We start from the raw sequence: 533 nt of genomic DNA, 5'->3' as shown, positions 1-533 counted from the left end.
AAATTGCATATCTCGATATAAATCTTTGATCTGTCAAATCTAAATAAAAATCAGATATCGCTTCTGCTAAGTATAGCCCTTTGTAAATTATTGATTTTGAGCTAATTGAGCAAATATAAAAGTTATTTAATGATGCTTCAAAAGCTTTATTTTCGATTTTCTTTCTTGTCTCGTAAATTTTTCTCTCTAAATTTTTATCCAGTAGATTTGGATTATTAGATTTAAATAAAACTTGAATAATCTCTGGCATAGTATGAAGAGCTTTTTCACCTAAAACTTTTGGGTTTACAGGCACTTGTCGCCAACCATATATACTAAAATTATTTTTAGTCAGTTCGCTTTCAACAATTGTTTTGCAATGTTCTTGCGCTGAGTAATCATTTCTAGGTAAAAAAATCATCCCTACACAAATTTCGGAGTTATCGTAGTCATGACCAGTCACCTCTATTTTTTCAATAAAAAAATCTTTTGGTATTTCAACATGAATACCGGCTCCATCACCTGTTTTTTCCATCAGCATCAACTGCACCTCT

General features: G+C 30.8%; 1 pseudogene. It reads right to left on the bottom strand.

What is annotated here, in order from left to right:
* Nucleotides 1–533: pseudogene (locus tag AMN70_RS00225) on the bottom strand (glutamate synthase large subunit); the annotation flags it as partial.

The sequence above is a fragment of the Candidatus Pelagibacter communis genome (assembly GCF_001179925.1).
Taxonomy (GTDB): domain Bacteria; phylum Pseudomonadota; class Alphaproteobacteria; order Pelagibacterales; family Pelagibacteraceae; genus Pelagibacter; species Pelagibacter ubique_E.
Note: the sequence above shows the minus strand (reverse complement) of the source record. Positions and strands in the feature narration are given on the sequence as shown.